The sequence below is a fragment of the Nocardioides dongkuii genome, from assembly GCF_014127485.1.
Lineage (GTDB): Bacteria > Actinomycetota > Actinomycetes > Propionibacteriales > Nocardioidaceae > Nocardioides > Nocardioides dongkuii.
Genome location: NZ_CP059903.1, coordinates 786,512 through 807,250, shown reverse-complemented (window position 1 = coordinate 807,250; position 20,739 = coordinate 786,512). Strand labels below are relative to the sequence as shown.

25 protein-coding genes are annotated in these 20,739 nt (G+C 73.2%); all 25 read left to right on the top strand.

Features of this window, described 5'->3' with window-relative positions:
- Positions 1–101 precede the first annotated feature (101 nt).
- The 25 genes from flgB to cydB all read left to right on the top strand — a co-directional run bounded on the left by flgB (position 102) and on the right by cydB (position 20,734).
- A complete protein-coding gene (gene flgB, locus H4O22_RS03785; protein ID WP_182525741.1) occupies positions 102–476 on the top strand; it encodes a flagellar basal body rod protein FlgB in 375 nt (124 codons plus the stop codon).
- Entirely contained in the window at positions 476–868 is a 393-nt protein-coding gene (locus tag H4O22_RS03780) for a flagellar basal body rod protein FlgC (RefSeq protein WP_182525740.1), read from the top strand. The genes flgB and H4O22_RS03780 overlap by 1 nt, the downstream gene beginning before the upstream one ends.
- On the top strand, positions 868–1,218 hold the full coding sequence (gene fliE / locus H4O22_RS03775; protein WP_182525739.1) for a flagellar hook-basal body complex protein FliE: 351 nt from the start codon (positions 868–870) through the stop codon (positions 1,216–1,218). Before H4O22_RS03780 ends, fliE begins: the two co-directional genes overlap by 1 nt.
- A complete protein-coding gene (gene fliF, locus H4O22_RS03770) occupies positions 1,218–2,810 on the top strand; it encodes a flagellar basal-body MS-ring/collar protein FliF (RefSeq protein WP_182525738.1) in 1,593 nt (530 codons plus the stop codon). The genes fliE and fliF overlap by 1 nt, the downstream gene beginning before the upstream one ends.
- Positions 2,807–3,820 (top strand): flagellar motor switch protein FliG, encoded by a 1,014-nt coding sequence (gene fliG, locus H4O22_RS03765; RefSeq protein ID WP_182525737.1) that lies wholly within the window; start codon positions 2,807–2,809, stop codon positions 3,818–3,820. Before fliF ends, fliG begins: the two co-directional genes overlap by 4 nt.
- On the top strand, positions 3,804–4,541 hold the full coding sequence (locus tag H4O22_RS03760; RefSeq protein ID WP_182525736.1) for a FliH/SctL family protein: 738 nt from the start codon (positions 3,804–3,806) through the stop codon (positions 4,539–4,541). The genes fliG and H4O22_RS03760 overlap by 17 nt, the downstream gene beginning before the upstream one ends.
- Positions 4,538–5,866, top strand: coding sequence for a FliI/YscN family ATPase (locus H4O22_RS03755; RefSeq protein WP_182525735.1), 1,329 nt, complete (start codon positions 4,538–4,540; stop codon positions 5,864–5,866). The genes H4O22_RS03760 and H4O22_RS03755 overlap by 4 nt, the downstream gene beginning before the upstream one ends.
- On the top strand, positions 5,863–6,315 hold the full coding sequence (locus H4O22_RS03750) for a flagellar export protein FliJ (protein WP_182525734.1): 453 nt from the start codon (positions 5,863–5,865) through the stop codon (positions 6,313–6,315). The genes H4O22_RS03755 and H4O22_RS03750 overlap by 4 nt, the downstream gene beginning before the upstream one ends.
- The gene (locus H4O22_RS03745) at positions 6,312–7,304 is read left to right on the top strand and encodes a transglycosylase SLT domain-containing protein (protein ID WP_182525733.1); all 993 of its coding nucleotides are present in this window, start codon (positions 6,312–6,314) and stop codon (positions 7,302–7,304) included. The genes H4O22_RS03750 and H4O22_RS03745 overlap by 4 nt, the downstream gene beginning before the upstream one ends.
- Positions 7,304–8,509, top strand: a complete 1,206-nt coding sequence (locus tag H4O22_RS03740; RefSeq protein WP_182525732.1) for a flagellar hook-length control protein FliK — start codon at positions 7,304–7,306, stop codon at positions 8,507–8,509. Before H4O22_RS03745 ends, H4O22_RS03740 begins: the two co-directional genes overlap by 1 nt.
- A gap of 39 nt (positions 8,510–8,548) precedes the next feature.
- Positions 8,549–8,995 carry a flagellar hook capping FlgD N-terminal domain-containing protein gene (locus H4O22_RS03735; protein WP_182525731.1) on the top strand — a complete coding sequence of 149 codons (447 nt, stop codon included), beginning with the start codon at positions 8,549–8,551 and terminating at the stop codon, positions 8,993–8,995.
- 81 nt (positions 8,996–9,076) lie between these two features.
- Positions 9,077–9,931 (top strand): flagellar hook protein FlgE, encoded by an 855-nt coding sequence (locus H4O22_RS03730; protein WP_182525730.1) that lies wholly within the window; start codon positions 9,077–9,079, stop codon positions 9,929–9,931.
- Between the two features lie 145 nt (positions 9,932–10,076).
- Entirely contained in the window at positions 10,077–10,409 is a 333-nt protein-coding gene (locus H4O22_RS03725; RefSeq protein ID WP_182525729.1) for a flagellar FlbD family protein, read from the top strand.
- Positions 10,409–11,179: a motility protein A gene (locus H4O22_RS03720; RefSeq protein ID WP_182525728.1), complete on the top strand. Its 771-nt coding sequence runs from the start codon at positions 10,409–10,411 to the stop codon at positions 11,177–11,179. The genes H4O22_RS03725 and H4O22_RS03720 overlap by 1 nt, the downstream gene beginning before the upstream one ends.
- A 1-nt stretch (position 11,180) precedes the next feature.
- Positions 11,181–12,170, top strand: coding sequence for an OmpA/MotB family protein (locus tag H4O22_RS03715; RefSeq protein ID WP_182525727.1), 990 nt, complete (start codon positions 11,181–11,183; stop codon positions 12,168–12,170).
- The gene (locus H4O22_RS03710) at positions 12,167–12,610 is read left to right on the top strand and encodes a flagellar basal body-associated FliL family protein (protein WP_182525726.1); all 444 of its coding nucleotides are present in this window, start codon (positions 12,167–12,169) and stop codon (positions 12,608–12,610) included. The genes H4O22_RS03715 and H4O22_RS03710 overlap by 4 nt, the downstream gene beginning before the upstream one ends.
- A 93-nt stretch (positions 12,611–12,703) precedes the next feature.
- Entirely contained in the window at positions 12,704–13,675 is a 972-nt protein-coding gene (locus H4O22_RS03705; RefSeq protein WP_182525725.1) for a flagellar motor switch protein FliM, read from the top strand.
- Entirely contained in the window at positions 13,672–14,457 is a 786-nt protein-coding gene (gene fliN, locus H4O22_RS03700) for a flagellar motor switch protein FliN (RefSeq protein ID WP_182525724.1), read from the top strand. Before H4O22_RS03705 ends, fliN begins: the two co-directional genes overlap by 4 nt.
- Before the next feature lie 3 nt (positions 14,458–14,460).
- Positions 14,461–15,021: a flagellar biosynthetic protein FliO gene (locus tag H4O22_RS03695; RefSeq protein ID WP_182525723.1), complete on the top strand. Its 561-nt coding sequence runs from the start codon at positions 14,461–14,463 to the stop codon at positions 15,019–15,021.
- Positions 15,018–15,872 carry a flagellar type III secretion system pore protein FliP gene (gene fliP / locus H4O22_RS03690; protein ID WP_182525722.1) on the top strand — a complete coding sequence of 285 codons (855 nt, stop codon included), beginning with the start codon at positions 15,018–15,020 and terminating at the stop codon, positions 15,870–15,872. The genes H4O22_RS03695 and fliP overlap by 4 nt, the downstream gene beginning before the upstream one ends.
- A gap of 9 nt (positions 15,873–15,881) precedes the next feature.
- Positions 15,882–16,151 (top strand): flagellar biosynthesis protein FliQ, encoded by a 270-nt coding sequence (gene fliQ, locus H4O22_RS03685; RefSeq protein WP_182525721.1) that lies wholly within the window; start codon positions 15,882–15,884, stop codon positions 16,149–16,151.
- A 1-nt stretch (position 16,152) separates the two neighbouring features.
- Entirely contained in the window at positions 16,153–16,920 is a 768-nt protein-coding gene (locus H4O22_RS03680) for a flagellar biosynthetic protein FliR (RefSeq protein ID WP_182525720.1), read from the top strand.
- 3 nt (positions 16,921–16,923) lie between these two features.
- Entirely contained in the window at positions 16,924–18,075 is a 1,152-nt protein-coding gene (locus H4O22_RS03675) for an EscU/YscU/HrcU family type III secretion system export apparatus switch protein (RefSeq protein WP_182525719.1), read from the top strand.
- A 179-nt stretch (positions 18,076–18,254) separates the two neighbouring features.
- Positions 18,255–19,703 carry a cytochrome ubiquinol oxidase subunit I gene (locus tag H4O22_RS03670; RefSeq protein WP_182525718.1) on the top strand — a complete coding sequence of 483 codons (1,449 nt, stop codon included), beginning with the start codon at positions 18,255–18,257 and terminating at the stop codon, positions 19,701–19,703.
- 11 nt (positions 19,704–19,714) lie between these two features.
- Positions 19,715–20,734: a cytochrome d ubiquinol oxidase subunit II gene (cydB, locus tag H4O22_RS03665; protein ID WP_182525717.1), complete on the top strand. Its 1,020-nt coding sequence runs from the start codon at positions 19,715–19,717 to the stop codon at positions 20,732–20,734.
- Positions 20,735–20,739 lie beyond the last annotated feature (5 nt).

Here is a 20,739-nt window from a genome sequence, read left to right as displayed (position 1 = left end):
TCAGATCGGCACGACCCCGACCGATCCACCTCCCAGAGCAGGGACTGCTCAGCACACCCGCCGACGGACCGGCACCTCGCTTCCTCCTGGAGAGGTCCCCCGTGTCCGTTCCTGCCTTCTCGGCGTCCGACCCCGTGTCGGCTGCCCTCGGCTTCGCGCTCGACGGGCTGTCGCTGCGCCAGCGCACGATCGCCGACAACCTCGCGAACGTCGACACCCCCGGCTTCCGCGCCGTGGCCGTCGACTTCGAGAGCGCGCTCACCGACGCCCTCGGCTCCGACGACCCCGCCGCCGACCTGGCCCGGGCCGGCATCAGCACCGTCGCCGTGGACACCCCGGTCGGCGCCAACGGGAACAACGTGGACCTCCGCAAGGAGACCCTCGCGGCGATGCAGTCGCAGTTCCAGTACCAGATGGTGACCCGCGCCGTGACCGACCGCTTCGAGCACCTCAAGACCGCGGCGAGTGCCTCCTGATGGGCGCCTTCGACCTGCTCCGCATCGCCGGCTCCGGCCTCGGCATGCACCAGACCTGGCTGGACACGATCGGCAGCAACATCGCCAACGTCAACACGATGACCTCGACCGACGAGGACGCCTTCACCGCGCAGATGGTGGTGGCGCAGGCCCGTCCCGACGGCGGCGTCGACGTCGCCGGCATCGCGACCGGCGACCCCGAGGGCGTGCTGGTGCACTCCCCCGACCACCCGCTCGCCGACGAGGACGGCTACGTCCGCGGCCCCGCGATGGACCTCACCAGCCAGATGAGCCAGCTGATCATGGCGCAGCGCGGCTTCCAGGCCTCCTCGCAGGTGACCCAGTTCGCCCAGGACGCCTACGCCAGCGCGATCCAGATCGGCAACCGCTGATGAGCGTCTCCGGCATCGAGGGCCTCGCCGGCGCGGCCGGCTTCACGCCGTACGTCGCCCCCCAGGTCCCCACGGCCCCGGCCGCCGCCACCTCCGGCGTCTCCGGCGTCTCCGCCTCCCGCTCCTCCGGTCCCGACTTCGGCGACCTCGTCCTCGACGGCCTGGACCGTCTCGACGGCGTGCAGCGCACCAGCGACTCGCTGGCCGTGCAGGCCGCCACCGGTGAGCTCGAGAACCTCCACGACTACACGATCGCGGCCTCGCAGGCCGCGGCGACCACCCAGGTGACGGTCGCCGTCCGCAACAAGGCGGTCGAGGCGTTCACCGAGATCATGCGGATGCAGGTCTGATGAAGGACACGATCACCCGGCTGACCGGCAAGCTCCGCCAGTCGTTCGCCGCCTTCACCACCGGGCAGAAGGTCGTCGCCGTGCTGGGCACGCTGGCGCTCCTGCTCGGCGGGTTCATGGTCTTCCGCTGGGCGTCCACGCCGAGCTACGCCCCGCTGTTCTCCAACCTGTCCTCGACCGACGCCTCGGCGGTCGTCGAGCAGCTGGAGTCCCAGGGCGTCCCCTACGAGATCGCCGGCGGCGGCGGCACCGTGATGGTGCCCCGCGACCAGGTCTACGAGACCCGGATCGAGCTGTCCGGCGAGGGCCTGCCCACCAGCTCCGAGGGCGGCTACTCGCTCCTCGACGACCAGGGCCTCTCCACCTCCGAGGACCAGTGGCAGACCGACTTCAAGCGCGCGATGGAGGGCGAGCTCTCCACCACCATCGAGGGCATCGACGACGTGCAGACCGCCGTCGTCCACCTCGCGCTGCCGGAGAAGGAGGTCTTCGCCGACGAGCAGGAGCCCTCCACTGCCTCGGTGCTGCTACAGACCTCCCCGGGCAACTCCCTCGAGAGCAGCCAGGTGCAGGCCGTGGTCCACCTCGTCGCCTCCAGCATCGACGGCATGGACCCCGAGAACGTCACGGTCGCCGACTCCACCGGCCGGGTGCTGACCGCGCCGGACAGCGCCGGCGGCGGCGCCGCGGCCACCACCCGCAACGAGCAGGTCAAGGCGGTCCAGGACGAGCTCAACGGCCGGCTGCAGCGGATGCTCGACCAGGTCGTCGGCGCCGGGAACTCCACCGTGCAGGTCACCGTCGACCTCGACTTCGACAAGACCGTCACCGAGACCACCGAGTACGACGAGGAGGGCAACGCCGTCCCCTTCTCGACCGCCACCTCCACCGAGTCCTACAACGGCGTCGACGGGGCCCCGGGCGCCGCCGGCGGCGTGGTCGGCCCGGACGGCCAGACCGAGGAGACCGGCGCCGCCGCGACCGACGGCAGCTACGAGAAGGAGCAGGTCACCCAGGACAACGCTGTCGGGTCCCGTGTCGAGCGCCGCGAGACCGCCCCCGGCGCGATCGAGTCGCAGCACGTCGGCGTGGTGCTCGACGGCGAGGCCGCCGGCAACGTCGACCCGAACGAGATCCGCGGCCTGGTGGCCGCCACCATCGGCATCGACAAGGCGCGCGGCGACACCGTCAAGGTCTCCTCCCTGCCCTTCAACCGGTCCGCGGAGGACGCGGCCGCGGCGGAGCTGGAGGCGGCCGCGAAGGCGGACGCCGCCAGCGCCCGGATGGACCTGATCCGCAAGGCCGGCCTGGCCGTCCTGGTGCTGCTGCTGCTGCTCCTGGCCTGGGTCACCGCCCGCCGGCGGAACAAGGCCCGGCAGGAGGCGACGTCGTACCTCGTGGAGCAGCTGAGGGCCGACCAGGCCCGGAACACCGCCGCGCTGGAGACCACCACCCCTGCCGCCCTCGCGCTGGAGCAGGCCGAGCTGGACGAGGCCGGCCAGATGCGCCACGAGCTCAACGCGCTCATCGAGCGTCAGCCCGAGGACGTCGCGGAGCTGCTGCGCGGCTGGCTCGTGGAGCGTCCCTCGTGAGCACCGCCGTCGCCTCCCTGGGCACCCGCAAGGCCGCGGTCCTGCTGGTCCAGCTCGGCCGGGACAGGGCCGCCGAGGTGCTCAGCCACCTCAGCGACACCGAGGTCGAGGCGGTCACCGCCGAGATCGCGCGCCTGGACTCGATCAGCGCCCCCGAGACCCAGGCGGTGCTGCAGGAGGCCCACGAGCTGATGACCGCGCGCACCGCGATCAGCCGCGGCGGCCTCGTGTACGCCCAGCAGCTCCTCGAGCAGTCCATGGGCCCCGAGCGCGCCGCCGAGATCATCGCCCGGCTGCACGCCGCCGCGGTGCAGATGCCCTTCCAGTTCCTGCACCGGGCCGACCCGGCGCAGCTGCGCTCCTTCATCGTCGACGAGCACCCGCAGGTCATCGCCCTGGTGCTCGCCCACATGACGCCCGACAAGGCCTCGCTGCTGCTCTCCGGGCTGCCCGCCGACCAGCAGGCGCAGGTCGCCCACCGGATCGCGGTCATGGACCGGACCTCGCCCGACATCGTGCGCGGGGTCGAGGCCACGCTCGAGCGCAAGCTCTCCTCGATGCTGCAGCCCCAGGACATGTCCCGGGTCGGCGGCCTCGACCCGCTCGTCGACATCATCAACCGCTCCGACCGCTCGACCGAGCGCCAGATCGTCGAGGGCCTCGAGTCCCTCGACCAGGCGCTGGCCGAGGAGGTCCGGAGCCGGATGTTCATGTTCGAGGACATCACGAAGCTCGACGACCGCTCCGTGCAGCAGGTGCTGCGGCAGGTCGAGACGGCCTCGTTGGCGCTCGCGCTCAAGGGGGTCCCGGACAACGTCCGCGACAAGATCGTGCGCAACCTCTCCGAGCGCGCCGGGCAGAGCCTGGTCGAGGAGATCGAGCTGCTCGGCCCGGTCCGCCTCGCGCAGGTGGAGGAGGCCCAGCAGGGCGTCATCCGCACCATCCGCCAGCTCGAGGAGCAGGGCCAGATCATGGTCCGCCGAGGAGGCGACGATGAGTTCGTCGAGTAGCCCGCTGGCGGTCCTGCCCTTCGAGGCGTACGACGCCCCGGCCGCCGCCGTGCTGCGCGGGCCCGAGGCCGTCGGCGCCGTCGGCCTGGTCACCCCGGAGCTCCGCGACGGGTCCTGGACCCGGCTCGGCGACCGCGCCGTCCTCGGGGACGAGGTCACCGAGCGCGCGCTCGGCCGGCTCGCCGAGAGCACCGCCGCCGCCGCCCGCGCGCAGGGGTACGCCGTGGGCTGGGCGGAGGGCCGCCGGGAGGCCGCGGCCCGGGCCGCCGACGAGGCCGACGAGGCCGCCCACGCCCAGCAGCTCGCCGAGCGGCGCCGGCAGGCCGAGCACGCCGACGCCGTGGCCGCGCTGGTCCGGGCCGCCGCGTCCTTCCAGGACGCCGCCGCCGCGGTGAGCGCCGCCGTCGAGGACGAGGCGCTGCGCCTCGCCCGTGAGCTCACCGCCGCCCTGCTGGGCCGCGAGCTCGCCACCGCGGCCGACCCCGCGGGCGACGTCGTACGCCGCGCGCTGGAGGTGCTGCCCGACGGCGTCCCCACGACCGTCCGCGTCCACCCCGACGTCCGCTCCCACGCCGCCGCCGAGGCGCTGGCCGCCCACGGCGTCACCGTCGTCGCCGACCCGACCCTGGGCCGCCACGACGCCGTCGTCGAGACCGCCACCACGGTGGTCGACCTCGGCGTGGACGCCGCCCTGGACCGGGTCCGGGAGGCGCTGGCATGAGCCTCGCCACCGCCCCGCTGCGCCGGGTCCGCGAGCAGGCCCTCGCCGCCGCCGGCCCGCTCCGGCTCGGCCGGGTCTCCGAGCTCGTCGGCCTGCACCTGCGCGTCTCCGGGATCCGGGCCGCGGTCGGCGACCTGCTCGAGGTGGGGGGCGGCCCCGACCCGCTGCTGGCCGAGGTCGTCGCCAGCAGCACGGACGGCGGCCTCACCTGCCTCCCCCTCGGCCGCACCGAGGGCCTGCACGTGGGCGCGGTGGTCCGCAGCACCGGCGGACCGCTCTCCATCAAGGTCGGCGACGCCCTGCGCGGGCGGGTCCTGGACGGCCTCGGCCGCCCGGTCGACGGCGGCCCGCCGCTCGCGGACCTGCCCGGCCTGCACGACGCGGTCGTGGAGCACCCCGCCCCCGACGCCTTCACCCGGCCCCGGATCCAGACGCAGCTCGGCCTCGGCGTCCGCGCCCTGGACGCGCTGGTGCCGTGCGGCACCGGCCAGCGGATCGGCATCATGGCCGGCTCCGGCGTCGGCAAGTCCAGCCTGCTCTCGATGATCGCCCGCGGCACCGAGGCCGAGGTCTCGGTCATCGCGCTGGTCGGCGAGCGCGGCCGCGAGGTCCGCGAGTTCCTCGAGAACGACCTCGGCCCCGAGGGCCTGGCCCGCTCGGTCGTCGTGGTCGCCACCTCCGACGCGCCGCCGGTCGAGCGGCTGCGCGCGGCGTTCGTCGCCACCCGGATCGCGGAGTGGTTCCGCGACGACGGCCGGCACGTCGTGCTGATGATGGACAGCCTCACCCGGGTCGCGATGGCCCAGCGCGAGATCGGCCTGTCCGCCGGCGAGCCCCCCGCGACCCGCGGCTACCCGCCGAGCGTCTTCGCCCTGCTCCCCCGGCTGCTCGAGCGCGCCGGCACCTCGCCGACCGGCTCGATCACCGGGCTCTACACCGTGCTCGTCGAGGGTGACGACCTGCAGGACCCGATCGGCGACACCGCCCGGTCGATCCTCGACGGCCACGTGGTCCTCTCGCGCCGCCTCGCGACCGCCGGCCACTTCCCCAGCATCGACGTCCTCGAGTCGATCTCGCGGGTGACGTCCGCGGTCACCACCCTCGACCAGCGGGCCGACGCGACCCGGCTGCGCCGGATGATGGCCGCGCACCGCAACGTCCGCGAGCTCGTCGAGATCGGCGCGTACGTCGCGGGCAGCGACCCCGACGCCGACGCCGCCCTCGCCCGTCGCGGCCTGATCGACGAGTTCCTCCAGCAGCCGATGGACGAGGCCACCGCCACCGGCGACACCTGGGCCTGGCTGAACGCGCTGGTGGCGCCGTGAGCGCCGGGCGCACGGCCGACCGCGGCCTGCGGGCCGTGGAGCGGGTCCGCGAGGTCCGCGAGCGGGACAGCCGGCTCGGCCTCCAGCAGGCCCGCCGGGAGCAGGAGGCGCACGCGGGGCGGCTGGCCGAGCTCGAGGAGATCACCCGGCAGCACGGGTCGTTCGTCAGCGGCGACATGGGCGCCTTCGTCGCGCTCCGCACCCAGCTGGTCGGCCTCCGCGAGGCGACCACCCACGCCCGGGCCGAGCTCGACACCGCCACGCTCGTGGCCACCTCCGCCCAGGAGCACTGGCAGGGCGACCACACCCGGCTCTCCGCGGTCGAGAGCCTCCTGGGGCGCCGCGCTGACGAGCGCCGTGCCGAGGCGCTGCAGGCCGAGGCCCGCGAGCTCGACGACGTGGCCGGACGGCTCTGGCTGCGCCGCCACCGGGCGGAGGCGACCGCATGAGCGTCAGCGAGATCACCGCACGCATCACCCAGATCCAGTCCCAGCTGGCTCTGCTCGCGCCGCGTACGGGCGCCTCGACCGCCGCCGGCTTCGCGAGCTCCCTGGCGACCGCGACCGCCGCCGCCTCCGGCACCGGGGCTGCCGGCACCGCCCCGACCGGCACCAGCGCGGACGGGCAGCAGGTCGTGGCCGAGGCGCGCAAGTACCTCGGCATCCCCTACGTCTGGGGCGGCACCGACCCCGACAAGGGCCTGGACTGCTCCGGCCTGGTCCAGCTGGTCTACAAGAACCTCGGCGTCGACCTGCCCCGCGTCTCCTACCAGCAGGCCGAGGCCGGCCGCGTCGTCCAGGGCGGGCTCGACAACGCCCAGCCCGGCGACATCCTCGCCTTCGGCTCCCCCGTGCACCACGTCGGCATCTACATCGGCGACGGCCAGATGATCGAGGCGCCGCGCACCGGGCTCGACGTCCGCGTCATCGACGTCTACGAGACCCCGAGCCACATCCGGCGGGTGCTGCCCGACGCCGCCGCGACGTCGTCCGGCGGGCTCCCCGGGATCCCCGCGCTCGACGGGATCGCCGGCATCCCCGCCGCGTCCCGGGTGCCCGCCGACGTCCCCTACCGCGACCTGTTCGTCGGCGCCTCGCAGCGGTACGGCGTCGACGCCGGCCTGCTCGCCGCCGTCGCCCGCCAGGAGTCCGGCTACGACCCGCAGGCCGTGTCGCCCGCCGGCGCCCAGGGCCTGATGCAGCTGATGCCGGGCACCGCCCGCGGCCTCGGCGTCACCGACTCCTTCGACCCGGTCCAGGCCGTGGACGGCGCCGCGCGCCTGCTGCGCGACCTCCTCGACCGGTTCGGCAGCACCGACCTCGCGCTCGCCGGCTACAACGCCGGCCCCGGCGCCGTCCTGCGCTACGACGGCGTCCCGCCGTACCCCGAGACCCAGAACTACGTCCGCTCCGTCCTCGCCATGATCGGACCCTCCTGATGTGCCCCGTCACGCCGCTCCCGGCGAACCCCCTGCTCGACCTGCTCACGGGCCCGGCGCCCACGCCCGGCACCGGTGCCGGTGCCGGTGCCGGTGCCGCCGGCTTCGGCGCGCTGCTCGCAGCGATGGTCTCCGGCGGACCGGCGCCCGCTCCGGCGACGCCGGTCTCCGCCGGCGTCCCGGGCGCCGCGCCGCTGCCGGCTGCTGCAGCGGAGCCCGCCGACCCCGCCGACCCCGCCGATCCCGCCGACCCGGCGGTTGCGCTCGCGCCCGAGCCGGGCGTCCCGCTCCCCGTCGTGTCCGGCACGCAGCCGGCACCCGCCGACGGGACCGACGTCGCCGACGCCCCCGAGGACGACGAGACCGACCCTGTCGACCCTGCCGACCCGGTCGAGGCCGCCCCGGCGCCGGACCCGGCGCTCGGCGCCGCCGTCGTGCAGGCCCGCCTGGCGGTGCCCGAGGCCGCCCTCGCCCCCCTGACCACCGCCGCCCTCGAGGCCGCGGTGAGGTCCGTCGAGCCCGTGACCGTCGAGGACGCCGCTCCGGCCGCCTCGGCGGTCCCGACGCTCGACGTCCCGGACCCGACCGCTCCCGCCGCCGCGGCGCCCGTGACCGCGCCCCCCGCCGGCACCGACCCTGCGGCCGCCACCGCTGCGGTGACCGCAGCCGGCGGGGCAACGGTCGGCGCGACGAGCACCGCCGGCCTCGAGCCGGTGCCCGCCGAGCCGGCCGCGACCGCGGTGCCGCGGCAGGTCATCCCCGAGGTCGTCCGGCTCTCGCAGTCCGGCAACGGCACCCACCGCATCACGATGCGGCTCGACCCCGGCACCCTCGGGGAGGTCCGGGTCGTGCTCACCGTCCGCGACGGGGAGGTGCAGGTCCGCCTGGCCGCCCAGCCGGACGCCCGCGACGCCCTCGTCCACGCCGCCCCCGAGCTGCGGCGGCTGCTGGAGCAGACCGGCGGCGTCGAGGCCCGGGTCGCGGTCCACGACCTGCCCGGCCAGCCGGGTCAGTCCGGCCAGCCGTCCGAGTCCTCCGCCCGCGGCGGCGCCGACCACGGCCCGTCGTACGACGGCCGCGGCCGGTCCGCGGGCGAGCACCGCGGGCCCCCCGACCGGTTCGACCGGCCGGCCCGGCCCGACGTCCCCGAGCCGCGCGCGGCCCGGGACGTGCAGCCCCGTCCCGGCCTCGACCTGGCCCTCTGACCCCCTGACCGTCCGACCCGACCACCGAAAGGTCCCACCATGTCCGTCTCCGGCATCGAAGCCGTCCCAGCCGCAGGTCTCAGCAACCTCGTGACCGCGGCCCCAGCGGGCCAGTCCGAGGACAAGGACATGTTCCTGCAGCTCCTCGTCGCCCAGCTGCGCTACCAGGACCCGATGAACCCCGCCGACTCCGGTGAGTTCCTCGCCCAGTCCGCGCAGTTCACCGCGCTCGAGAAGATGCAGGCCGTCGCCGACCAGACCACGCTCGTCCTCGGCGCGCAGATGGCCTTCGGCGCGAGCAGCATGATCGGCCAGCAGGTGACCTACACGGGCGCCGACGGCGCCTCGACCACCGGCACCGTCCGCGGCGTCACCTTCGAGGCGGCCGGCCCGGTCCTCGACGTCGACGGCGTCGACGTCCCCCTCGTCTCGGTCATCACCGTCGGCGAGGCGTCGCCCACCCCGGCCCCGTCCACCACGGACTGACCACCACCCGGACCACGCAGCAGCACCAGCACCAGCACCAGCACACCCAGACCCGGCTCCACCCCACCGTAAGGAAGTCCCATGCTCCGTTCACTCTTCGCCGGCATCAGCGGTCTCCGCGTCAACCAGACCATGCTCGACGTGACCGGCAACAACATCGCCAACGCCAACACCATCGGCTTCAAGTCCAGCACCACGGTCTTCCAGGACACCCTGAGCCAGATGCTGACCGGGGCCGCGGGCGCCAACGACGGCCGCGGCGGCACCAACCCGGTGCAGGTCGGGCTCGGCGTCCAGGTCGCCGGCACGCTCAGCAACTTCGGGCAGGGCTCGGCGCAGATGACCGGCCGCGGCACCGACCTGATGATCCAGGGCGACGGGTTCTTCGTGGTCCAGAAGGGCGAGGAGATGCTCTACACCCGCGCGGGCGCCTTCACCTTCGACGAGACCGGCACCCTGGTGACCTCCTCCGGCAGCCGCGTGCAGGGCTACGCGATCGACGCGAACGGCGAGCCCACCGGCGGCCTGGTCGACATCCGGCTCGACGCCGACGGCCTGACCCCGCCCGTCCCCGCGGGCGTCGAGCTCACGTCGTACGACTTCGGCAGCGACGGCACCCTGCGCGGCGTCTTCACCGACGGCGTGCAGCGCGAGATCGCGCAGGTCGCGGTCGGCGACTTCAACAACCCGATGGGCCTCGAGCGGGTGGGCGAGAGCTCGTTCCGCCAGTCCGCCAACTCCGGCGCCGCGGAGATCAGCACCGCGGGCCGGAACGGCAACGGCACCCTCATCGGGGGCGCGGTGGAGATGTCGAACGTCGACCTCGCCGCCGAGTTCACCAACCTGATCCTCGCCCAGCGCGGGTTCCAGGCCAGCTCGCGGGTGATCACCACCTCCGACTCGGTCCTCGAGGACCTCGTCAACATCAAGCGCTGACCCCGACCACCCCGCCCACGAGGCCGACCGCCCGGCGCACCCGGGCGGTCGGCCCCGAGGCCTCAGGTCCGGCGATGCCCGGCCGATGGGTCTCTTGACGGCCACGGACGGCCGCCGTACACCGCACTAAGGATGGTGCTCCCCCATGATCTTGCTGACCCGTCTCTCAGGCTCCCCGTTCGTGTTGAACTCGGACCTCATCGAGCGCATCGACAGCACCCCGGACACCATCGTCACGCTGGTGGACGGCTCCAAGTACGTCGTCCGCGAGGACCTGCGCGACCTCGTCACCGCGGTCCGCCACCACCGCGCGGAGGTGATCGCGCTCAGCGAGGCGCTGCAGATCGCCGGCGCCGCCGTGACCCCGTCCGCCGGCCACCAGGAGTCGGACCCGGTGCGCCCGGCCCTCTCCGTCGTCACGCACCCCGACGAGCACACCGACGAGCACGCCGACGCCCGGACGGAGGCGAAGCCCTGATGGACGTCGCGACCTCCGCAGGCGTGGGCGGCGCCTTCGTCGTCATCATCACCGCCAACGTGCTCGAGGGCGGGAACCCGATGAGCATGCTGCTGCTGCCGCCGCTGCTCCTGGTCTTCGGCGCCACCATCTGCGTGTCGATGGCGGGCGGCACGATGGACGACTTCAAGAGCTCGCTGTCCGCCCTCGGGCGAGCGTTCACCGGCAGCGTGCCGTCGTCCGGCGACGTCGTCCCCCAGGTCGTCACGCTCGCCGAGAAGGCCCGCCGCGAGGGGCTGCTCGCGCTCGAGGACTCCGTCAAGCGCCTCGACGACGAGTTCCTGGCCAAGGGCGTCACGATGGCGATCGACGGCACCGACCCCGAGGAGGTCCGCGAGATCCTCGAGGCCGAGGTGATGGCGAAGAAGCGCGCCGACAAGCAGGCCGCCAAGTTCTTCGCCGACGCCGGCGCCTACGCCCCCACCATCGGCATCATCGGCACCGTCATGGGCCTGGTGCACGTGCTGGAGAACCTCGCCCAGCCGGAGGAGCTCGGCCACCTGATCGCCGCGGCGTTCCTCGCGACCCTGTGGGGCGTGCTGTCCGCCAACGTGATGTGGCTGCCCATCGCCAGCCGGCTCAAGCGGCTCAGCGAGCTCGAGGCCGCTCGGATGGAGGTCGTGATCGAGGGCGTCGCCGCCATCCAGGCCGGCGCGAACCCGCGGATCATCTCCCAGAAGCTGACCTCGCTGCTGCCGAGCAGCCAGCAGCCCGCCCCGGAGGCGGCCTGAGATGAGCCGCCGCCGCACCAAGCACGAGGAGCCCGAGGAGCACGAGAACCACGAGCGCTGGCTGGTGACCTACGCCGACATGGTCACCTTGCTGATGGTGCTGTTCATCGTGATGTTCGCGATGAGCGCCGTCGACCAGGAGAAGTACAACGCGCTCAAGAGCGGGCTCGCGACCGGCTTCGGCCAGGACTCCATCCTCAACGGCAACGAGTCCGTGCTCGCCGACGACAACTCGCCGATCACCACCATCAACCCGCAGCTGGCGAACGCCTCGCTCTCCGAGAAGGAGCGCGCCGCGGTCGACGGCGCCCTGCAGGAGCAGAACCGGATGGCGGCCGAGCGGTCCCGCGACGACGCGGCGGCCGAGGTCGAGCGCCTCGACGAGGTGTACGAGCGGATCCGCGCCGCCCTGCGCGAGCGCGGCCTCGAGGACGACGTCCAGGCGTCGTACGACGAGCGCGGGCTGGTCGTCAGCCTGGTCTCCAAGCACGTCGTCTTCGAGGCGGACCTGGCCACCCTGAGCGATCGCGGGCGGCTGGTCGTCGACACCATGGCCCCGGTGCTGCGCGAGCTCGCGGACCCGCTGCAGGTCGACGGCCACACCAACCAGGCGTCCGGGAAGCCGAGGTTCTTCGACACCGACTGGGACCTGTCCGCCGCCCGCGCCATCGCGGTGCTCCGTCGCCTCGACGAGCACCTGGGCGTGCCCGCCGAGCGGCTCTCGCTCGCGGCGTACGGCCACGAGCGCCCGCTCGTCGACCCGGCCGAGGCCGGCTCGCAGGCGATCAACAAGCGGGTCGACATCGTGGTCCTCTCCAACGCCCCCGCCGACGCCCGCGCGCTGCTCGCCGAGGTCGCCCGCGAGAAGCGGGCCGCGGGGTTCCACGACTCCCCCGAGACCCAGACCCAGACCACCAGCAGCCAGACCGCGGACGGCAGCACCGAGGCCGCCCCCGCCCCCGAGACCAGCCCGGAAGGACCCCACCGATGAGCGTCACGACGATGCCGCAGACGGACGGCACGGACACCGAGCCGACGAAGAAGAGCAGGAAGAAGCTGCTCCTCGTGCTGGTCCTGGTGCTCGCGGTCGCGGGCGCGGCCTACTGGTTCCTCCTCAAGCCGGGCGGCGCCGACGCGGCCGAGCCGGTGCCGGGCGAGGTCGTGGTCATGGAGCCGATCCAGGTGAACCTCGCCGAGGGGCACTACCTGCGGATCGGCGTCGCCCTGCAGCTCACCGCCGACGTCACCCACGCGGCGGACGGCAGCAAGGCGCTCGACCTGGTGATCGACACCTTCAGCGGCCGGACCACCGAGGAGCTGGCGCAGCCCAAGGAGCGGGCGAAGATCAAGAAGGAGCTGCTCCACGAGGTCGAGGAGGCCTACCACCACGAGGTGATGGACCTCTACTTCACGGAGTTCGTCACCCAGTAGCCCGCACTGGTCCGGCCCGCGTCCGCGGGGAGCATGTGAAGAGACGGTAAAGATTCCGCTCAGGTCCCTCGAGCGTGCGCCGAAAACCTCGACGTGAGCCTGACCACCGCCGAGCCTGCCGGCACCGTCCCCCCCGGCCCCACCGGGTCGACGGGTCGGTCGCGCCGTCGTGGCGCGGCCGTCGAGCCGGTTCCCTACGACTTCAAGCGCCCGATCCAGCTCTCCCGCGAGCACCAGCGGATCCTGCAGCTCGGGTTCGACGCGTTCGCCCGCCAGGCGATGACGGTCTTCACCTCCGCGCTGCGCAGCGTCTGCCAGGTCTCGGTCACCCGGATCGACCAGCGCACCTACGCGGAGTACGTCGACTCGCTCGCCGGCACGACGTACCTGACGCTGTTCTCGACCGAGCCGGTCCCCGGCCAGGGCGTCCTCGACATCCCGCTGGACGCGGTGATGTCCTGCATCGACCACATGCTCGGCGGGCCCGGCACCGGCGTCCAGCCGAGGCGGCCGCTCACCGAGATCGAGAGCGGCATCATCAAGGGCGTCGTCGACCGCCTGCTCGCCGAGATGCGCTACTCCCTCACCGACATCGTCGCGCTGGACCCGCAGGTCACCGGGGTCGAGTACAGCCCGCAGTTCGCGCAGGCCGCCGGCCCCGCGGACGTCGTGGTGGTGATCCGTCTCGAGCTGCGGATCGACGACCGCCCGCACGCGATGACGGTCTGCCTGCCCTTCAACGGCCTGCACCCGCACCTGACCGCCGCCGCGGCGCCGTCCCCCGTCTCCAACCGCGAGCGGGCCCAGCGCGACCGGGCCGCCGAGCTCCTGCACCGGGAGTTCCAGGACGTCCCCGTCGACGTCGCCGTGCGCTTCCGCAGCACCGGCCTCGACCCGGCCACGCTCACCGGCCTCGGCGTCGGCGACGTCCTGCGCCTGGCCCACCCGGCCTCCGCCCCGCTCGACGTCACCGTCGACGACACCGCCTTCGCCCACGCGACCGCCGGGGCCCAGGGCCCCCGCCTCGCCGCCCTGATCGTCACCACCCCCGAGGAGAGCGCATGACCCCGCCCACCGCACACGAGCCCTCCGGCCCGGTGTCCGCGATCCTGACCGCCACCGCGCAGGGCGTCGCCGGCGCGCTGCCGTCGGCCGAGCCGCTCCGCCCGGGCGACGCGCAGCCGGGCGACGAGCAGCTCACCGGCCGCTTCGCCGGCGCGGTCGTCGCCGACCTCACCGGCGCCGTGCGGGGCCGGATCGCGATCCTGGTCGGCGAGGACCTGGTCGCCGCGCTGGCGTCCAGCCCGATGGGCGCCCTCGACCTCGCCTCCGCCGTGCAGCCCGCCCTCGACACCGCCGCGTCGATGCTGGGTGCCCGGGCGAGCGCCGCCCGAGAGCTCGACCTCGCGCTCGTCCTGCACGAGCTCGGCGGCCCGTCCACCGCGGTCCCGCTGCTCGGGTCCACCCTCGCCGCGGCGCTCCTGGTCCCCGACGCGACCCTGGCCACCGCCGCCGGCACGCCGGCGCCGTCCACCCCGACCGCGCCCTCGCCCGTCTCGGCGCTGCCCGGCACCCCGCGGCTGCGGCCGGTCGCCGGCGGCCGGGGCATCGAGATGCTGCACGGCGTCGAGATGGAGGTCACCGTCGAGCTCGGGCGCACCCGGATGACCGTGCGCGACCTGCTCGCCCTGGCCCCCGGCACCGTGCTGGAGCTGGACCGCGCCGCGGGCAGCCCCGCCGACCTGCTCGTCAACGGCCGGCTCATCGCCCGTGGCGAGGTCGTCGTCGTCGACGAGGACTTCGGCCTGCGGGTCACCGAGATCGTCGACGAGAGCGCGGCGGTCTGAGCCGTGGCCGAGCTCGCCGTGCGGATGGTCGTGTCGCTGGCCGTCGTCCTGGGCCTCCTGCTGCTGCTGGCCCGGCTCGGCTCGCGTCGCTTCCAGGGCCGGGCTGGGTCCCCGGTCAAGGTCCTGCACCGGCAGTCGCTGACCCGCGGCTCGTCGGTCGCCGTCGTCACCATCGGCTCCCGCGTGCTCGTGCTCGGCACCACCGACCAGCAGGTCCGCATGCTCGCCGAGCTCGACCCCGCCGACCTGGGGGTCGGCGACCCCGCCGACCTGATCGCCGCCGCCCCCGCGGACGGCGGGTCCACCACCGGGCGCCGCGCCCTGGTGGCGCTGCCGACCCCCGAGCCGGCCGCCCCCGACTCGTTCGCCGCCGCCCTCGCCGCCGAGCTCGAGCCGGCCCCCGCCGTACCCGCTCCGCAGCCCGCCGGCCGGCACCGCGCCGCCGCCCCGGCCGCGACCCCGCGCGCCGACCAGGCCACCGACTCCGGCCCGTTCGCGGGCTCCCTGCTCTCCGCCCAGACCTGGCGGCAGGCCGCGCGCGCCGTCACCGGGCGCGCCTCGTGACCCGGGCCGTCCTGCGCGCGACCGTCCTCCTGCTGCTGGTCCTCGCGCCCGCGCTGGGCGCGCTGGTCGGCACCGCCGGGTCCGCCTCGGCCGCCCCGGTCTCAGCCCCGGCGGCCGTCTCCGTGCCTGCGGTCGACGAGGACGGGCCCGGCGGGCCGCGGGGTCCCGGCGGCCCCGGCGGCTCGGACAGCTCGGTCACCATCGACCTCGAGGGCCTGGCCGACAAGCCGAGCTCGTCGGTGACGGTGCTGATCACCCTCACGCTGCTCTCGCTGCTGCCCGCGATCCTGCTGACCTGCACCAGCTTCACCAAGATCCTCATCGTCCTCGGGCTCACCCGGAACGCCCTCGGCCTCCAGCAGACGCCGCCGAACCAGGTGCTGGCGGGGCTGGCCCTGTTCCTCAGCCTCTTCATCATGGCGCCGGTGCTCTCGGAGATGAACGACATCGGCGTGCAGCCCTACCTCGACGGCGAGAAGACCAGCACCGAGGCCTGGGACTCCGGCATCGAGCCGCTGCGGACCTTCATGCTGCACCAGGCCGGCGACGAGGAGCTGGAGCTGCTCACGAACGTCGCCGACCGCGACCTGCCGGAGAGCCGCGAGGACGTCGCGATGTCCACGCTGGTGCCGGCGTTCATCCTGAGCGAGCTGAAGCAGGCCTTCATCATCGGCTTCATCATCTTCATCCCGTTCCTGGTCATCGACATCGTCGTGAGCGGGGCGCTGATGGCGCTCGGCATGATGATGATGCCGCCGGTGATGGTGTCGCTGCCGTTCAAGCTCCTGCTCTTCGTCCTCGTCAACGGATGGGGGCTGGTCATCACCTCCCTCGTCGCGAGCTACCAGTAGGGACCGGCCGTGACCGACACCGACATCATCGCGATCGCGATGGAGACCATGGTGGTCTCGCTCAAGCTCTCCGCACCGATCCTGGTCACCGCGCTGGCCGTCGGCTTCCTGGTCTCGCTGTTCCAGTCGATGACCCAGATCCAGGAGTTCACGCTGGCGTTCGTCCCCAAGGTGGTCGCCGTCGGCGTCGCCATCGTCGTCAGCGGCAACTGGATGCTGCACACCCTGATCACCTTCACCGAGCAGCTCTTCGAGCGCATCCCGACCCTGCTGGGCTGACATGACCATCACGGTGGCCGGCGAGCCGGTGCTCGCGTTCCTCCTCGCCTCGGTGCGCATCGTGGCGTGGATGGCCGTCGTGCCGCCGTTTTCCTCCCGCTCGGTCCCGGCGATGGCCAAGGTCGTGCTGAGCCTGGGGCTGGCCCTGGCCGTCGCGCCGGCGATGGCCGACGCGACGATCCCGGTGGACACCGTGGGCCTGGTCGTGACCGTGGTCACCCAGGCCCTGATCGGGCTGGCGATGGGCTTCCTCACCTCGGTGCTGTTCAGTGCGATCGCCGCGGCCGGCAGCCTCGTCGACGTCTTCGGCGGCTTCGCCCTCGCGCAGGGCTTCGACCCGCTGGCGATGAACATGACCACGGTGTTCGGCAAGTTCCACCAGATGCTCGCGACCATGCTCCTCTTCGCCACCGGCGGCCACCTGCTCGTCATCGGCGGGCTGCTGAGCACCTTCAAGCTGCTCCCGGTCGGCGCGACGCCGGACGTCGACCACGGCCCCGACCTGCTGCTGCGGGCCTTCCAGGTCTTCTTCGTCACCGCCGTCCAGATCGCGCTGCCGCTGATCGCGGTGCTCTTCATCGCCGACCTCGGCCTGGCGCTGATGACCAAGGTGGCCCCGCAGCTGAACGCGATCAACGTGATGTTCCCGGTCAAGATCGGGCTGACGCTGCTGCTGGTCGGCCTGTCCTTCCCGGTGCTCCCCGGCGTGGTGCGCACGCTCACCGAGCTGTCCATGGAGGTCATGGCCTCCCTCGCGGGCGGGGGGTGAGCCGTGAGCGGGGAGAAGACCGAGAAGCCCACCGCGAAGAAGCGGAAGGAGTCGCGCAAGGAGGGCCAGGTCGCGCGCACCCAGGAGCTGGGCGCCTGGTCGGCCATGATGCTCGCCGCCCTGACGATGCCGATGATGGTCGGCCACGAGCTCGGTGCGCTGCGCGAGATCGTGCTCGCCAGCCTGCGCGGCACCGAGGACCCCACGGTCGCCACCGCGACCCGGCTGCTGCGCGAGGGCGCGCTGCACGCGTTCGTCGCCGTGCTGGTCCTCTCCTGCGGGATCGCGCTGGTCAGCGTCGCCGGCACCGTCGCGCAGGGTGGCTTCTACCTGGCCACCAAGGCGGTGAAGCCGACGTTCTCCAAGCTCAACCCGATCTCGGGCGCCAAGCGGATCTTCGGTCCGCAGGCCCTCTGGGAGGGCACCAAGATGCTCATCAAGTGCTCGGTCGTCGCCGCGTTCGTGTGGTCCGCGATCCGCGCGATGATGCCGCTGCTCGGGGGGATGGTGCCGGTCGACACGGTCCTGGCCGCGGTCAGCGACCACGCGCTCGGGCTGCTGCGCAGCGTCGCGGTGGCGGGCCTGGTGATGGCCGCCGCCGACTACGCCTACCAGCGGCACCGCACCGGCAAGCAGACCCGGATGAGCAAGGACGACATCAAGCAGGAGCACAAGCAGACGGAGGGCGACCCGCTGGTCAAGAGCGCCATCCGGTCCCGCCAGCTCGCCGCCGCCCGCAACCGGATGATGGCCGACGTCCCGACCGCCGACGTCGTGCTCGTGAACCCGACCCACGTCGCGGTCGCGCTGCGCTACCAGGCCGAGCGCGGCGCGCCGGTCGTCGTGGCCCGCGGGGCGGGCGCGATCGCGGCGGCCATCCGCGAGCGGGCGGTCGAGCACGAGGTGCCGCTGGTGCGCGACGTACCGCTCGCCCGCGCTCTGTACTCCTCCACCGAGGTCGGCCGGGAGATCCCCGCGGAGCTGTTCGCGGCGGTCGCCCAGGTGCTGGCGTTCGTGATCAGCCGCCGCGGCTCCGGGCGGCGCGGCGGGCAGCACGTGAGCCCCCGCACCGAGGCCGACCTGCCTGCGGTCCCGGTCGCGGGACGACGGCGCCGGGGAGCGGGGATGGACACGTCCGCGCAGGCGCCCGTCTAGACGCGGCTCGTCGACGCGACGGCGACCCTCTCCGCCGTCGGGACGTTCGTCCTGCGGCGTGCAGGTCGCGCGACTCTGCCGGACGACGGCGCCCGCTCGTAATCTCCACGACGTTCCGTAGAGATCCCACACGCGCGCCCCCCACCAGGCCCCGCACCGCACTGAAAGCAGACGCTTCCTTGGACGTTCTCGAGATTGCCCGTTGGCAGTTCGGCATCATCACCGTCTACCACTTCCTCTTCGTCCCGATCACGATCGGCCTCTCGGCCATCGTCGCTTCCTTCGAGACGCTGTGGGTGTTCAAGAAGAGGCCCGAGTACCTCCGGCTGACCAAGTTCTTCGGGACGCTGTTCCTGATCAACTTCGCCCTCGGCCTGGTGACCGGCATCGTCCAGGAGTTCCAGTTCGGCATGAACTGGTCCGGCTACAGCCGCTTCGTCGGTGACATCTTCGGGGCGCCGCTGGCCATCGAGGGGCTGCTGGCCTTCTTCCTGGAGTCCACGTTCCTCGGCCTGTGGATCTTCGGCTGGGACAAGCTCCCCCGCGGCCTGCACGCGGCCACCATGTGGCTGGCCCACCTCGGCACTGTCTTCTCGGCGTACTTCATCCTGGCCGCCAACTCCTGGATGCAGAACCCGGTGGGCTACGAGTACAGCGCCGAGAACGGCCGCGCCGAGCTGGTCGACTTCTGGGCGGTGATGGTCAACAAGGTCCAGCTGGTCACGTTCCCGCACGTGATGACCGCGGCGTACATGACCGGTGGCGCGTTCGTGCTCGGCGTCAGCGCCTGGCTCTACCTGCGCCGCTCGACCGCCGAGGGCGACCGCCCGATGTACCGGATCGGCATCCGCGCGGGTGCGCTGGTCACCCTGGTCGCCGGCCTCGGCGTCGCCCTCACCGGCGACCTGCAGGGCAAGGTGATGACCGAGGTCCAGCCGATGAAGATGGCCGCCGCCGAGGGGCTCTACGAGACCGCCGAGACCTGCGCTCCGTTCTCGGTCTTCACCTTGGGCACGCCCGACGGCAAGGAGGAGAAGTTCGCGCTGACCGTCCCCTGCCTGCTCAGCTACCTGGGCACCGGGAGCTTCGACGGCGAGGTCCAGGGCATCAACGAGCTGCGCGAGGAGTACGCCGAGGAGTACGGCCAGGACCCGGGTGAGGCGTACTACCACGCCGGCGACTACGTCCCGGTGGTCCCGGTGACGTACTGGAGCTTCCGGTTCATGATCGGCCTGGGCGTCCTGGCCGCCGCCGGCGCCGCGCTGGTCCTGTGGGCGACCCGCAAGGGTCGGGTCCCCACCAGCGTGTGGTGGGCCAGGCTCGCGGTCGTGCTCCCGCTCGCCGTGGTCTTCGCCAACTCCTGGGGCTGGCTGTTCACCGAGCTGGGCCGCCAGCCGTGGGTGGTCTACGGCCTGATGACCGTGGGCAACGCCGTCTCCCCCGGCGTCAGCACCACCGAGGCCTGGATCTCGCTGCTCTCGCTGACCCTGGTGTACGCGGTGCTCGCGGTGATCGAGATCGGGCTCACCCTCAAGTACGTCAGGGCGGGCGCCCCCGCGTTCCAGGAGCCGCCGGACCCCGGCAACACCCCGGCCGACGACGACGCTCCCCTGACCTTCGCCTACTGAGGAGGACCCCCATGGAACTCACCACTGTCTGGTTCATCCTCATCACCGTCCTTTGGGTCGGCTACTTCACCCTCGAGGGCTTCGACTTCGGCGTCGGCATGCTGCTGCCGGTGCTGGCCGAGGACGACACCGAGCGCCGCGTCATGATCAACACCATCGGCCCGGTCTGGGACGGCAACGAGGTCTGGGTGCTGGTCGCCGGCGGTGCCACGTTCGCGGCGTTCCCGGAGTGGTACGCCACGCTCTTCAGCGGGTTCTACCTGCCCCTCCTGCTGATCCTGCTGGCGCTGATCGTGCGCAACCTGGGCTTCGAGTACCGCCACAAGCGCCCGGAGCGCCGGTGGCAGTCGCGCTGGGACGCCGCGATCATCGTCGGCTCCTTCCTGCCGGCCGTGCTCTGGGGCGTGGCGTTCGCCAACATCGTCGGCGGCGTCCCGATCGACGCCGACAAGGAGTTCACCGGCTCCCTGTTCACCCTGCTGAACCCCTACGGCCTGCTCGGCGGCTTGGTCACCCTGCTGCTCTTCCTGACCCACGGCGCGATGTTCGTGGCCCTCAAGACCGACGGCGACATCCGGCACCGGGCCCGCGCCCTCGCGGTCCGGCTCGGCGTCGGCGCCGCCGTCGCCGCGGTGGTCTTCCTGGCCTGGACCCAGGAGCGGACCGGCACCCCGGCCTCGGCCGTCGTCTTCGTGCTGGCGGCGCTGGCGCTGGTCGCTGGCATCCTCTCCGCGAGGGCCGGCCGGGAGGGCTGGGCCTTCCTCGGGACCTTCGTCACCATCGGGCTCGCGGTCACCGGCCTGTTCCTCGCCCTGTTCCCCGACGTGATGCCCTCGACGACCGACGCCGCGTTCTCGCTCACCACCACGAACGCGGCCGCGACGGCGTACACGCTGACGGTGATGACCTGGGTCGCGGCGATCTTCACCCCGATCGTGCTGGGCTACCAGGCCTGGACCTACTGGGTGTTCCGCAAGCGCATCTCCGTCCACCACATCCCGACCGCCGAGCTGGCCGCCAGCGGGACGTGATCACG

Excerpts from the sequence above, each read along its gene's own strand:
- H4O22_RS03780 (WP_182525740.1), top strand. The coding sequence starts at position 476 with ATGGGCGCCTTCGACCTGCTCCGCATCGCCGGCTCCGGCCTCGGCATG.
- fliE (WP_182525739.1), top strand. The coding sequence starts at position 868 with ATGAGCGTCTCCGGCATCGAGGGCCTCGCCGGCGCGGCCGGCTTCACG.
- fliF (WP_182525738.1), top strand. The coding sequence starts at position 1,218 with ATGAAGGACACGATCACCCGGCTGACCGGCAAGCTCCGCCAGTCGTTC.
- H4O22_RS03760 (WP_182525736.1), top strand. The coding sequence starts at position 3,804 with ATGAGTTCGTCGAGTAGCCCGCTGGCGGTCCTGCCCTTCGAGGCGTAC.
- H4O22_RS03755 (WP_182525735.1), top strand. The coding sequence starts at position 4,538 with ATGAGCCTCGCCACCGCCCCGCTGCGCCGGGTCCGCGAGCAGGCCCTC.
- H4O22_RS03745 (WP_182525733.1), top strand. The coding sequence starts at position 6,312 with ATGAGCGTCAGCGAGATCACCGCACGCATCACCCAGATCCAGTCCCAG.
- H4O22_RS03740 (WP_182525732.1), top strand. The coding sequence starts at position 7,304 with ATGTGCCCCGTCACGCCGCTCCCGGCGAACCCCCTGCTCGACCTGCTC.
- H4O22_RS03735 (WP_182525731.1), top strand. The coding sequence starts at position 8,549 with ATGTCCGTCTCCGGCATCGAAGCCGTCCCAGCCGCAGGTCTCAGCAAC.
- H4O22_RS03730 (WP_182525730.1), top strand. The coding sequence starts at position 9,077 with ATGCTCCGTTCACTCTTCGCCGGCATCAGCGGTCTCCGCGTCAACCAG.
- H4O22_RS03725 (WP_182525729.1), top strand. The coding sequence starts at position 10,077 with ATGATCTTGCTGACCCGTCTCTCAGGCTCCCCGTTCGTGTTGAACTCG.
- H4O22_RS03720 (WP_182525728.1), top strand. The coding sequence starts at position 10,409 with ATGGACGTCGCGACCTCCGCAGGCGTGGGCGGCGCCTTCGTCGTCATC.
- H4O22_RS03715 (WP_182525727.1), top strand. The coding sequence starts at position 11,181 with ATGAGCCGCCGCCGCACCAAGCACGAGGAGCCCGAGGAGCACGAGAAC.
- H4O22_RS03710 (WP_182525726.1), top strand. The coding sequence starts at position 12,167 with ATGAGCGTCACGACGATGCCGCAGACGGACGGCACGGACACCGAGCCG.
- fliN (WP_182525724.1), top strand. The coding sequence starts at position 13,672 with ATGACCCCGCCCACCGCACACGAGCCCTCCGGCCCGGTGTCCGCGATC.
- H4O22_RS03680 (WP_182525720.1), top strand. The coding sequence starts at position 16,153 with ATGACCATCACGGTGGCCGGCGAGCCGGTGCTCGCGTTCCTCCTCGCC.
- cydB (WP_182525717.1), top strand. The coding sequence starts at position 19,715 with ATGGAACTCACCACTGTCTGGTTCATCCTCATCACCGTCCTTTGGGTC.